Origin of the sequence: Protofrankia sp. CiP1_Cm_nod1, from assembly GCF_920888515.1 — a bacterium.
Classification (GTDB): domain Bacteria; phylum Actinomycetota; class Actinomycetes; order Frankiales; family Frankiaceae; genus Protofrankia.
Map to the genome: position 1 here is coordinate 1 of NZ_CAKKTM010000107.1, position 12,123 is coordinate 12,123.

At 71.0% G+C, this 12,123-nt stretch carries 10 protein-coding genes and 1 pseudogene; 5 read left to right on the top strand and 6 right to left on the bottom strand.

All coding sequences use genetic code 11. The features are described from left to right. From NBX02_RS05290 to NBX02_RS05300, 3 genes are all read right to left on the bottom strand, one after another. Window positions 1–879, bottom strand: an 879-nt coding sequence (locus tag NBX02_RS05290; protein WP_445548276.1) for a DUF4350 domain-containing protein, incomplete at its 3' end; no start/stop codon positions are given. A 308-nt stretch (window positions 880–1,187) separates the two neighbouring features. Next, a complete protein-coding gene (locus NBX02_RS05295; protein ID WP_250290251.1) occupies window positions 1,188–1,841 on the bottom strand; it encodes a DUF4129 domain-containing protein in 654 nt (217 codons plus the stop codon). Window positions 1,842–1,912: 71 nt separating this feature from the next. Further along, a complete protein-coding gene (locus NBX02_RS05300; protein ID WP_250290260.1) occupies window positions 1,913–3,034 on the bottom strand; it encodes a hypothetical protein in 1,122 nt (373 codons plus the stop codon). 441 nt (window positions 3,035–3,475) lie between these two features. On the opposite strand from NBX02_RS05300, the gene NBX02_RS05305 reads away from it, so the two are divergent. The 3 genes from NBX02_RS05305 (at window position 3,476) to NBX02_RS05315 (ending at window position 6,098) form a co-directional block, all read left to right on the top strand. Continuing rightward, entirely contained in the window at window positions 3,476–4,324 is an 849-nt protein-coding gene (locus NBX02_RS05305) for a ComF family protein (protein WP_250285910.1), read from the top strand. Between the two features lie 194 nt (window positions 4,325–4,518). Further along, window positions 4,519–5,196 carry a ribosome hibernation-promoting factor, HPF/YfiA family gene (hpf, locus tag NBX02_RS05310; RefSeq protein WP_250285909.1) on the top strand — a complete coding sequence of 226 codons (678 nt, stop codon included), beginning with the start codon at window positions 4,519–4,521 and terminating at the stop codon, window positions 5,194–5,196. Window positions 5,197–5,393: 197 nt separating this feature from the next. Further along, window positions 5,394–6,098, top strand: a complete 705-nt coding sequence (locus NBX02_RS05315; RefSeq protein WP_250285908.1) for a response regulator — start codon at window positions 5,394–5,396, stop codon at window positions 6,096–6,098. A 201-nt stretch (window positions 6,099–6,299) separates the two neighbouring features. Here NBX02_RS05315 and NBX02_RS05320 read toward each other — a convergent pair whose 3' ends face one another. Continuing rightward, window positions 6,300–6,854 carry a GNAT family N-acetyltransferase gene (locus tag NBX02_RS05320; protein ID WP_250285907.1) on the bottom strand — a complete coding sequence of 185 codons (555 nt, stop codon included), beginning with the start codon at window positions 6,852–6,854 and terminating at the stop codon, window positions 6,300–6,302. A gap of 359 nt (window positions 6,855–7,213) precedes the next feature. On the opposite strand from NBX02_RS05320, the gene secA reads away from it, so the two are divergent. Continuing rightward, window positions 7,214–10,189 carry a preprotein translocase subunit SecA gene (gene secA, locus NBX02_RS05325; protein WP_250290253.1) on the top strand — a complete coding sequence of 992 codons (2,976 nt, stop codon included), beginning with the start codon at window positions 7,214–7,216 and terminating at the stop codon, window positions 10,187–10,189. 359 nt (window positions 10,190–10,548) lie between these two features. On the opposite strand, the gene NBX02_RS05330 is transcribed toward secA, so the two are convergent. Continuing rightward, window positions 10,549–11,235, bottom strand: coding sequence for an Rv3235 family protein (locus tag NBX02_RS05330; RefSeq protein ID WP_250290254.1), 687 nt, complete (start codon window positions 11,233–11,235; stop codon window positions 10,549–10,551). A gap of 32 nt (window positions 11,236–11,267) precedes the next feature. After that, window positions 11,268–11,540: a LysM peptidoglycan-binding domain-containing protein gene (locus tag NBX02_RS05335; protein ID WP_250290257.1), complete on the bottom strand. Its 273-nt coding sequence runs from the start codon at window positions 11,538–11,540 to the stop codon at window positions 11,268–11,270. A 25-nt stretch (window positions 11,541–11,565) separates the two neighbouring features. Between NBX02_RS05335 and NBX02_RS05340 the strand changes: the two are divergent. After that, a pseudogene (locus NBX02_RS05340) lies at window positions 11,566–12,123 on the top strand (hypothetical protein); the annotation flags it as partial.

Genomic DNA, 12,123 nt, shown 5'->3' on the forward strand with positions numbered 1-12,123 from the left:
CAGCACCGCCGCGGCCAGGTCCCGGGCCTGCGCGGCGGCGTAGAGGCGGCCTCGTCCCTCGACGGTCTCGGCCGCGCGCACCACGACCGGGAGCGGTTCGGGTACCGGCGGGCCGAGCCGGCGGCCCCGCCACAGGGCGAGGACGACCGCGGCCAGGCCGAGCTGGAGGCAGGCCAGCGGCACCCGGTCGGGCAGCAGGTCGAGCAGGCCTCTGCGGGCCACCGCGTCCGGGGCGCCGAGCTGCGGGGTCACCCAGGACAGCGTGCGGTGCCGGTTGAGCAGCCCGATCGCGAGCGCCGCGCTGCCCTGCTCGTCCAGTCGGTCGTTGGTCATGAAACCGGCGTTGCCGATCAGGACGAACCGTCCAGGCCCGGCCGCTTCCCGCGGCCGGCCCGGTGCTCGGGGCGCCGGCACGACTACCAGGACCGAGGCCGACTCCACCGGGTAACACATGGTGAGCTCGGCCGCGTCCGGCCCGGTGGCCCGGAAAGCAGACCGGCCACCGAGCGTGACCGCCCCCGCCGTGGTGGCCTCAGACAGCTGGCATTGTGGCGAGGGTGTCCCGGAGGGGACGCGGCCGGTGACGGTGACCGGCAGGCCCAGGGCGTCGACGACAGTCGCGTCCGGCTCGAGGAGCACCACGTCGCTGCCCTGGCCGGCCAGCTGGGCAAGCCTGTCGAGCGCCTGCCTGGATGCCCGCTGTGGGTGGGCCAGCACGATCGTGACGTCGGCGGGATCCGGCTCGTTCGCCGTCTCGGCCGGGTCGTTCGTCGCGGTGACTGTGACGCCGTGCGCCCGCACGAGCCGCGCCAGGGCCATGGTCCCGTCCGGATCGGCCGACCCAGGATCGAGCGGGCGTCCGTTCGAGCTTGCAGACATGACCACAAGTATTATACATATTACGATAAGTAGTAAAAGGACGGCTGTGACGCGGATGCCACGGCGGGCTCGCGGATCGAGCCCCCGGCGCCCGGCGCCCGGCGCCCGCGGGGCAGCGGCCTGCGAGGCCGCATCCTGCGGCGACACATCCTGCGGCGACACGCTCTGCGGGGACACAGCCGGCGAGGGTACGTCCGGCGAGGGTACGGCCGGCGGGCCGGCGGCCCGCACCGGCGCGGCTCGTGGCGGTACAGCCTGTGGCGGAGTGCCGGACGCGTGGTTACGCTGCCGCCGGCCGGCCAGGGCGCTCAAGCCGGCACCGTGAAGGTGGGAGCCGGGCTGGCGTCGCCCGCTCCCGGCCGTGGCCGCAGCCCGGTAAGCGCTTCGTCCGCCCGTACGACGGTGCGGTAGGAGGCCTCGGACGCGCTCCGCCCGCCGTACCAGATCTCGCTGAACACGGTCACGGCCGCCGCCAGGGCGGGGGTGGGAGCGGGCGCGATCCGGCCGACCTCGGCGACCAGCTCACCGGCGGTCCGTCCCGGCCGGGGCTCGAGCACTCCTGACTCCTCCAGCATCCGCACGACGGCGCGCAGCCGGGAACGCACCGCGTCAGCGAACGCGCCGGCACGGGCCGCGGCGTCGGCCTCGGCCCGCAGCGCCGCCGCCGACAGCGGACTGGTCAGATCGAGATCCGTCGACGCCATCCGGGCCTGCCGCCGCAGCGGGCCGAGACGCAGCCGCACCGCCACGGCGGCCACGGCGGCCACGATGACGAGGGCCGCGATGCCGAGGCCGCCGCCGGACGGCTCGGTGACGCCGGCCCACAGATCGCCGAGCCGCGCGGTGAGCCAGTTCACCACCCGTTCGAACCAGCCTGGCCCAGCCCGGTGGTAGATCGCCCTGGACAGCTCGCGGCGGGCTTCCTCCGCTGCCGCGTCACGGGTCACCACTGGCCCGATCATCGCGGTTCACCCATTGCTGTGCCGCGGGGCCCCGGACGCCCGCGTTCCCGCCGCGGATGCTCGTGCTCCCGTCACTGATAGCCCTGGCCGGTCGCGGCGCGGCGCTCCCGCGCCGCCTGGGCGAGCGTCATGTCGAGCCCTTCCAGCCGGATGCGGCGATCGACGTAGAGCAGCACGACCACGCTCGCCATGACCGGCATGATCACGGTGTCGATGATGATGCTCATAATCGCGTTGAGCGCGAGGCCCGGCCCGGTGAAGTCGCCGCTGACCGGATCGGTCAGGGCGCCGCTGGCGGCGGTGAAGGCCAGCCCGAAGATGAAGGCGAGGACGAACAGCAGGACAGCGACAACTATGCTCGTCAGCAGCAGGATCCCGAAGGTGCGCCACCATGCGCCGCGGACCAGTGTCCACGAGCGCCGCATGGCCGTCCTGATCGTGCCGCCTTCGAGGACGAACGCGGGGGTCGCCAGGACCAGCGCGACCGCTACGAAGATGCCGCCGATGACGAGCCCGATGAGCCCGATCAGGGTCAGCAGCGCCACCACGACCGACAGCCCGGCGAGGCCGGGCAGCCGGGGCCGGACGCGCCGCAGGACCTCTCCGATCTGGATGCTGCTACCCATTGTCAGCTCGCTCACCGCCACGCTGAGCACGCCGGTCAGCGCGACGATGACGACGAAGTTGATGATTATATCCACGATGCTGAGGGAGAGCGCGAGACCGGTGGAGCCGCGCTGGCCGATCGCGGTCAGCGCCGCCGCGACGATCTGTGTCGCGGTGGTGACACCGAAGGTCAGCCCGATCATTACCGCGGGGCTGCGCCGCAGCGCGGCGAAGGCGCCGTCGAGTATTTCGCCGACGGCCAGCGGCCGTAGCGGGATGATCCCCGGTTTCTCGGCCTGCGGCAGAGGCCCCCACTGGCCCGCTCCTCCCGTCGGCTGTGGCTGCCCCCAGCCCGATGGCGGCTGGTTCCAGCCAGAAGGTGGGGACTGGTTCCAATCAGGAGACGGGGGCTGGTTCCCGCCAGGAGATGGGGGCTGGTTCCCGCCAGGATGCGAGGGCGGCTGGTTCCCGCCGGACGGCGGTGGTTGGGGCTGCCCCCAGCCGGGTGGCGGCGGCTGCTGCCGGCCGTCCGAGGGATTCGGCCCGCCGGGTGGCTGGGGGTCGCCCCAGCCTGGTCCGCCGGTCATGTCGGTCTCCTCACCTTCTCGGGCCTCCGGCGGTCCGGATGGAGGCGGCCGCGCCAGTGTCCCGGCGCGCTGTCCGGGGCCGGCGCACCCGTGCCGCCGTGACCGGTTCGCCGTATGGATGGATCCGCGCTGCCAACGATCGGCCCGGCCTGCCGCGTGCCCGTACTGCCGCGTGCCCTACTGCCGGTGGACCCGGTGAGTGCGATCGTGCCAGATCTGTCGATGTTGGGTGCCAGGCGGACAGGAAAGCCCATCTTTGATGACTATTTGTATTCATTCGATTTCTTTTCGCGTCTGCGGAAAGGCCGCGCTCACAGAGCATGCACGTCGTGGGCGTCCTGGGCGGGCGTTGTCCACAGGCAGGTCCCGCCCCACGAGGGTTTTCCACAGGACGGGCCGGGTGCTGGTCAGGCCGGGGCCGGCGGGGTGACCATACGAAACATGTCCGCTACGTACCTGTCCGCCGCTTTCGAGGTCCTGCTGGATCTTCTCCTGCCGCGAAGCTGTGCCGGCTGTGGCCGTCCCGGCCCGGCTGTCTGCGCGGTGTGTGAGGCCGCGGTCGATCGGCCCGCATTCCTCGCCGCTTCGGGACAGACGGCCACCCCGAAGCGGCGAGGGCCACCGTGTTTCGCCGGCGCCGTCTACGACGGCGCGTGCCGGCGAATCCTGCTGGCCTTCAAAGAAAGAGGCAGGTTGGACGCCCCCGGGCCACTCGTGTCGGCACTGGCCCGCGCGGTGGTCGCGGCCAGGGCCGCGTCAGCACACGACGGCCCGGTCGTTCTGGTGCCGGTGCCGTCGACCCGGGCCGCGGTGCGTCAGCGCGGGTTCGACCACGTACGCCGGCTCGGCGACGGCGCCGCCCGGGTGCTGCGCCGAGCGGGCGTGCCGGCACGGGTGGTGCCGATGCTGCGCCCCGCCCGGCCGGTGGCGGACCAGGCGGGCCTGAGCGCCGCGGAACGCGCGGCCAATGTCGACGGCGCGTTCATCCTGCGCCGTGCTCCAGGGGGCCGGGGGCCGGGCGACCATGTTTCTTCCGCGGCCGGGTCTTTCCCGCCGGATGCCTCCGTCGGCTGGGACGGCCGTGGGACGCCCGGAGCGTTGTTCATCGTCATCGACGACGTCGTGACAACCGGGGCGACGCTGTCCGAAGCCACTCGGGTGCTGCGTGCCGGCGCGGTACCGGTATCGGTGGCGGCGGTCGCCGCCGCGACGTTGGCCCACCGACGCCCTACTCGAGATGACCGGCCCCAAGCTGTCCGTTTGCCTGCGATCAGGGTACCGGAGGGATAAAACTGTCGTCACCCGTACCGGCACCACGGGGACTGACAGGCGGGGCGAGGGCCCAGGTGTCCGGGGGCCCGAGCGGAAGGAACGAGGCAGCAGATAAGCCCTGGCGCACGGCACGACACCGGAAGCGGGGCCTGGCCCGATCCGTCGGGACTGCCCGATGGTCGCGACTTCCGGTCTACAGGAAGGTGAAACGAGTGGACATCGTGGTCAAGGGAAGGCACACCGCGGTTCCTGAAAGGTTCCGCGAGCAGGCCGAGGCCAAGATTGCGAAGCTTGAGAGGTTTGATCACAAGGCGTTCCGGGTGGACGCGGAGCTCTCCCGCGAGCGCAACCCGCGCATGGCGGATGTCCGCGAGCGTGTCGAGCTGACCGTGTTCTCACGGGGTCCGGTCATCCGCGCGGAGGCTGCCGCGGCCGACCCCTACGCGGCGCTCGACCTGGCCGCGGCGAAGCTCGCCGAACGGCTACGGCGGGCTGCCGACAGGCGGAGCCGTCACAACGGCGCGGGCCGTGCCTCACTGGCGCAGACCGCCCCCGACCGGCCGTCCGGTCTGCCGGACGGGAGCCCGGCCGTCGGTGTGCTCGATGCTTCGGCGGCTGCCGGCGGCGACGCGGACTACGGTGTCGCGGATCCGTCCCCCATGGTCGTCCGTGAGAAGGTCCACCGAGCCACGCCCATGACTCTTGACGAAGCGTTGTCCAATATGGAGCTCGTGGGCCACGACTTCTACCTCTTCCGTGACGTGCACACGGGCCTGCCGAGTGTCGTCTACCGACGGTGTGGATACGACTACGGCCTGATCCGGCTTGAGGCGGATACGGGTGCGGACGCGGCTCAGGATCCTCACCAGGACTCCGCGGTTCACGCATAGGCCGTATCCGGGCCACCGGCAGGCGGATCCGGAGGCCGGCCACGACCAGCCTCGTGACATGGTCGCAACGGTGTAAAGGCATGCAGGTCCAATTGACGTGGGACCATCTGCCGTGGATGTCTTCAGCCGCCTGCCAGGTGGCCCGTGCACCGGCACGGACACCTGGCAGGGGTCCGCCGCGACGTGAGGGAGGTCATATGACGGGGGATGGGCGCCAGCCGGGGGAAGAGCCGTTGTCGCCGGATCCCATCCGGGTGCTCGTCGTTGACGATCATGCTCTGTTTCGGCGTGGCCTACAGATGGTCCTTGAGCAGGAGAAGGACATCGAGGTGGTCGGTGAGGCACCGGACGGCTCCGAAGCCGTCACGATGGCGGTCGACACCGCGCCCGACATCGTCCTCATGGATGTCCGGATGCCGCGTCGCGGCGGGATCGACGCGACCAGCGCAATCAAGCAGGCAGTGCCCAGCGCAAAGATCGTCATGCTGACCATCAGCGACGAGGAGGGCGACCTCTACGACGCGATCAAGGCGGGTGCCATGGGCTACCTGCTCAAGGAGATCTCGATCGACGAGGTTGCCACCGCCATCCGCGCCGTGCACGGGGGGCAGAGCCTGATCAGCCCGTCGATGGCCTCGAAACTTCTCAGCGAGTTCGCACTAATGATCAAAAAGGCGGACAGTCGGCCGCAGCTGCCCACCCCCAGGCTCACCGATCGTGAGATGGAGGTCCTGCGGCTCGTCGCCAAGGGGCTCAACAACCGCGACATCGCCAAGCAGCTGTTCATCAGTGAGAACACGGTCAAGAATCACATCCGTAACATCCTGGAGAAGCTTCAGCTGCACTCCCGGATGGAGGCGGTGGTCTACGCGGTCAGGGAGAAGCTGCTGGAAATCACCTGAATCCGTCACCGTCCGCGCCTGCTGCCTGAGCCTGCTGGCGGTCGCCGTGGCGGCCACCCGGCCGGGGACACGCCGGGCTGGCGTATGCCGTGTTCCTCCTGGCGTACGCCGTGTTTCCCGGACTGTTTTCACGCGGTCGCGACCGGCCGGTCGGTCGTGGCCGGCTGGCATGAAGCTGCCCGGCCATATGGTTGCTGACCGTCACGACGGAGGCCGGTCGTCCGGCAGCAGGGAGCCGATCCAGCAGTCGATCCGGACGCCGCGCAGGACGAGGCCCCGGCGCAGCGTGCCCTCGATGGTGAACCCGTTCTTCTCCGCCACCCGGCGGGAGGCCCAGTTGCCCACCCCGGCCGTCCATTCCAGCCGTTCGACCCCGAGGACCTGGAACGCCCAGCGGCTCACCACACCGACCGCCTGGCTGACGACACCCTGGCCACGTGCGCCCGGCGCGCACCAGTAACCCACCGTGGCCAGGCCGTCGTCGGTCACCTCGGTCAGGCTCACGGAGGCCAGCACCGACCCCGACGTGGCGTCCAGCACGGCGAACGGGGCACCCCGGCCGTCGTCCCACTGCCGGGGCGCGAACCCGGTGATGTAGGCCTCGGCGTCCTGCCGGGTGTAGGGCGAGGGAATCCTTATCCAGCGCTGGATGTCCGGGTCCTGGCAGGCACGGTGGACGTCGTCGATGTCGGCGGGGATCCACGGGCGGAGGTGGATCCGGCCAGCCGTGATCTCCACGGGGTCGAGCTTCGGCATCTGGTCAGGATCGCCTACGAGCCCGCGGGAGGCGTCGGCGGCCGGGCACTGACCGCGGTTCCCGTACGTTCTGATGGGCGGGCCCCGGGGCCGGGAGCGGATCCGCCAGCAGCCACGAGGATCCGCGGCCGGGCACGGGCACGGCAGCACGATTCCGTACCGCCCCGCTGGTGGGGAGGGAGGGCCGGCCCTTTCGACGGGTGAGGCCGCCTGGTGCGGCGTCCGGCCTGTCACAAGCGTCCCGCCTGTCACAAGGATGTCCGACCCGCCGTACGGGGAGGATCGATCAGCACCGGGGGTCTAGCCTAGTCTCGTTGTGTAGGTGACCCAGCCGACAAGCCGCCCGAGGAGTTTCACCCGTGGTACTCGAGAAGATCCTCCGCGCCGGCGAGGGCCGTATTCTGCGCAGGCTCAAGGCCATCACCGAGCAGGTGAACCTCCTCGAGGACGACTTCGTGGGGCTCACCGACGCCGAGCTGCGCGCGATGACCGACGAGTTCCGGCAGCGGATCGACGACGGGGAAACCCTCGACGAACTTCTCCCCGAAGCATTCGCGGCCGTACGCGAAGCGGCCCGGCGGACCCTCGGCCAGCGGCACTTCGACGTCCAGATCATGGGCGGGGCGGCCCTGCACCTGGGCAACATCGCCGAGATGAAGACCGGTGAGGGCAAGACCCTCGTCTCCACGCTGCCGGCCTATCTGAACGCGCTGTCCCGTAAGGGCGTGCACATTGTCACCGTCAACGACTATCTGGCCCAGCGGGACGCGGAGAACATGGGCCGGGTGCACCGCTTTCTCGGGCTCACGGTCGGTGTGATCCACCCGCAGATGCCACCGGCGGTCCGCCGCCAGCAGTACGAGGCCGACATCACCTACGGCACCAACAACGAGTTCGGCTTCGACTACCTGCGGGACAACATGTCCTGGAGCGGTGATGAGCTCGTGCAGCGCGGGCACAGCTTCGCCGTCGTCGACGAGGTCGACTCGATCCTGATCGACGAGGCCAGGACACCGCTGATCATCAGCGGCCCGGCGGACAACCCGACCCGCTGGTACACCGAGTTCTCCCGTATCGCCCCGGCCCTGGTCAGAGACGTCGACTACGAGGTGGAAGAGGGCAAGCGGACGGTGGCCATCACCGAGAGCGGGGTGGCCAAGGTGGAGGACCAGCTCGGTATCGACAACCTCTACGAATCGGTGAACACCCCGCTGGTCGGCTACCTCAACAACGCCCTGAAGGCAAAGGAGCTCTACCGCCGGGACAAGGACTACATCGTCACGGACGGCGAGGTTCTCATCGTCGACGAGTTCACCGGCCGGGTACTGCACGGCCGGCGTTACAGCGAGGGTATGCACCAGGCGATCGAGGCCAAGGAAAAGGTTGAGATCAAGCAGGAGAACCAGACCCTGGCCACGATCACGCTGCAGAACTACTTCCGCCTTTACGACAAACTGTCCGGAATGACCGGAACCGCGATGACGGAGGCGGCGGAGTTCCACCAGATCTACACCCTCGGCGTCGTGCCGATCCCCACGAACAAGCCGATGATCCGGGCCGACCAGCCCGATGTCGTGTACAAGACCGAGGTCGCCAAGTTCAGCGCGGTCGTCGACGACATCGCCGAGCGCCACGACAGGGGCCAGCCGGTACTCGTGGGCACGACCAGCGTGGCGAAGTCGGAGTACCTGTCCAAGGAGCTGACCAAGCGCGGCGTGAAGCACGAGGTGCTCAACGCCAAGCAGCACGAGCGGGAAGCCTCGATCATCGCCGAGGCGGGGCGCCGGGGCGCGGTGACCGTCGCCACCAACATGGCCGGGCGCGGTACCGACATCATGCTCGGTGGCAACCCCGAGTTCCTCGCCCAGGTAGAACTGCGCCAGCGCGGCCTGAGCCCGATCGACACTCCGGAGGACTACGAGGCGGCCTGGCCCGAGGCGCTGGAGAAGGCTCGCGCGTCGGTCAGCAGCGAGCACGAGGATGTCCTGGCGTTTGGTGGGCTGTACGTGCTGGGCACCGAACGCCACGAGTCCCGCCGCATCGACAACCAGCTGCGTGGACGAGCCGGCCGCCAGGGCGACCGCGGGGAGTCCCGGTTCTACCTGTCCCTGGGCGACGACCTCATGCGGCTGTTCAACGCCGCGGCCGTCGAGGGAATCATGGACCGGCTCAACATTCCCGAGGACGTGCCGATCGAGTCGAAGATCGTCACTCGTGCGATCCGTTCCGCGCAGACCCAGGTAGAGGGCCAGAACTTCGAGATCCGCAAGAACGTCCTGAAGTACGACGAGGTGATGAACAAACAGCGCACCGTCATCTACGAGGAGCGCCGGAAGGTTCTCGAAGGGGCCGATCTGCACGAACAGGTCCGCCATTTCATCGACGACACGGTGGAGGCGTACGTCCGCGGCGCGACCGCGGAAGGGTATCCCGAGGAATGGGACCTCGACACCCTCTGGAGCGGTCTGGGCGAGCTGTACCAGGTCGGCGTGGAGGTGCCGGCCCCCGACGACCGTGAGGGGCTGACCGGCGAAACCCTGATCGAGGAGCTGCAGGCCGACGCGCACGATGCCTATGACCGGCGCGAGGAGGACCTCGGCCCGGGCCCGGACGGCGACCCGCTCATGCGGGAGCTGGAACGCCGGGTCGTTCTCGCCGTCCTCGACCGGAAATGGCGTGAGCACCTGTACGAAATGGACTACCTGCAGGAGGGAATCGGCCTGCGGGCAATGGGGCAGCGTGACCCGTTGGTCGAGTACCAGCGGGAGGGCTACGACATGTTCCAGACCATGATGGAGGGCATCAAGGAGGAGTCGGTCAGGCTGCTGTTCAACGCCGAGGTGCAGGTTCCGGGCGCGGATTCCGCGGCCGCCGAGGCCGGCGCGGCGCCGGCCGGCCCGGCGGTCACCCCGGTGGACGGCGCGGCGCAGGTGGTCGGGGGGCCCGGCCATCCCACGGCTGTCCGGCCGGCGGTCGCCACCGGGGCTGTTCCCGCCGGGGCCGATGGCACGATGGCGCCGGCCGGGCCACCAGCGCGTTCCGCCGCCGCGAACACCGTGGATGTCCAGCCGGTGTCCGCGCCACCGCCGGTGTTCGTCAAGGGCCTGGAGCCGCGTCGTCCCACCGGGGATCTTCGTTATACGGCGCCGTCAGCGGACGGTGGCTCCGAGACGGTGACGACCGGGGTCTCCGGGGGCATGGCCGGGGCACATGGTGGGCAGCAGCCGGCGACCGGCGGTAGCGCCCGCCCGGCCCGCAACGCCCCCTGCCCGTGTGGTTCCGGGCGCAAGTACAAGCGCTGCCACGGGGACCCCGCCCATCGCAGCACCGCCTGACGTCCCTGGGCCGCGTCCACCAGGCGCCCCTGGCAGAACGTGAAGCTGAGCGCGCCGCGGCGGCGCGTTCGCCGGGCCCCCTCGGCGGAACGCCGTGATCTTGGGACCCGTCGATCAATAACTGCGGTTCTCGATCGAGAGAGGCTGCTGTCAGCCCCGCAACAAGACCGACATCAACAACCGGAGTTATTTTCCGGCAGTTCCCTGCCTGCCGTGAGCCTGCCTACCGTGAGCCTGCCCGGCGGGAGGACGCGCGGACACGTCCCTGCCGAAGCCCCTGACGGCCTTCGGTAGGGCGCGGCCCCGGCCGGCGTCGCGCTGCCCGCGCGGCACGGGCTCCACGCGGGCGGACCTGGGCGTTACGCGAGCGGAGCCGTACCCGCCGCCCGGGGTACGCCTGCCGGACCGTGCCGAAGGGCGTCGGTCTGTAGCGCGGTGACCCGCCAGCGGCTGCCGGCGGTCTCCATCCGCAGGGCGATAGCGGACACCCGGTCGCCTCTGGCGATCACCGCGGCAACCTCGGCGATCCCTTCCCGTGGCTCGCACACCCGCAGGCAGCGAAGGGTATGGCGCCGATGCCGGACGTTGCCGGCGACCAGTCGTTCAAGATCTGCCTGCACCCGCGGGGAGGTCCAGGCGACAAGGTGCGCGACGGGCCGGATCCCGGTCACGGCCTCGACGATGGCCCGCACGACGACGGTGGCCGCGGCCCGGGCCGAGGGGAGTTCCCCGGTGCCCGGGGCGTCGGTGCGCCCGGGGCCCGGGAGGGGCTGCAGCGGCCGTACCAGCGTGTCTCTGGCCGGATACGGCCGCTGATCACCGTGGTCGGCATGCTCGGTGCGGGGCAGCGCGAGGACGATCGGGGCCGCCGCCGCGATGACGGGGGCCGCCGCCGCGGGGCCGGTGGGTGGGTGCGCCCCCCATGCGCCGGCTGGCGGGTCGTCGTCGTACGGCGGGTCGGTGGGGGCGATCGGTATCTGGTAGAAGCGTCGCGTGCGGGTGGAACCCGCGTGCGCGAGGTCTGCCGCGGTGGTCGCAGTGGTCACGGCGTCTTCTCCGGATGGGTGGAGGGGCGGGGTCAGGGCCGGGGAGGGGGCGGCTGTAGGTGCTGCCCCGGAAAGATCTTGTCGGGGTTGGAGCCGATCACGTGCTTGTTCGCGGCCCACCACCGTGGCCATTCCTGCGCGACCTGCTCGGTGGTCGCGCCCGCCCCGAGATGGCGGGCCGCGATCGTCCAGAGCGTGTCGCCGCGCAGCACGACGACCACGGCGCTGTCCTGGACCTGGGTGACCGGCGGGGGCGCGGCTGTGGGCTGACCGGGTGTCCCGACTCCCCGTGCTGCCGGCGCCACCAGCGGATCGCCGGACGGCGTTGACGTGACAGGCGGGGGGGCGGGGGCGTGCCGCGCCGGCGGGGCCGTGGGGCTGGCCGGCTGCGCCGGAGACGCCGTGGTGGCCGGTAGCTGCGCCGGAGAGCCGGGCGCCGCCGGCTCCAGCGATTTCGTGGATGCTCCTGCCCCGTCCGCGGACAGCGTGGACGGGGTGGACGAGGTGCTGGCGGGGGTGTACGGGTCGACGTCCGGCCAGATGGTCGCGGTCGAGGAGGGCACAGTCGAGGGGAGTGCGGACGAGGGGAGTGAGGGCGAAGGGAGCGAGGGCGAGGTGCCGGCCGTGGCCGGCCCGGTGGCCGCTGACGGGCTCGCCGTCAGCGCCGGGTCGACGTCCGGCCAGATGGTCGAGGGAGCCGTGACGCTGGTGGTGACGGGCACCGGGACGTTCACCGGCCCGGTGCCCGCTACCGGGCCGGCTGCCAGCGCCGGGGCAGTGGCCCCCGCCGCAAGGGTGACGCCGAGCGCCACCTCGGCCATGTGGCGCAGGGCTCGGGGCAGGATGCGCCGGGCGGCGGCCGCCGCGGCCCGCCCGCCGCCGCCGGGC